Here is a 354-nt window from a genome sequence, read left to right on the forward strand (position 1 = left end):
ATATGTACCGATGCATTCAGTAAGCCATGAAAATGCCATTAATCTATTAACTGGAAGCATTGGCGATGTTCGAACACAAACACCAGCGTATAAACAGACAAAAGTGAAAATGGAATTAATTAATGTCAAGGGGAGCAAACCGCTTCCTTTATACAACCCTCGGTATGCTAAGCGAAACCCACAGCTCGGTGTACAGGTTGAACGTAAATGGAATCGTGAAGATTATGACCCGATTGCAGACCTGAATATAACAGCAGATAGAAAGTGATAGGAGGTAACATGTAATGGCAAAACCAATTACGAAAATAGAAGAACAAGTGTTTACTGAAAAAGAAAAGCAAAGCCAGGAGCTTG

The 354-nt window shown here is 39.5% G+C and carries 1 pseudogene; it reads left to right on the forward strand.

The annotated features are described in order from the left end of the window. Positions 1–268 (forward strand): annotated as a pseudogene (locus CVN76_RS02235) (oxidoreductase); the annotation flags it as partial. Positions 269–354 lie beyond the last annotated feature (86 nt).

This window comes from Bacillus sp. mrc49 (assembly GCF_002803435.1).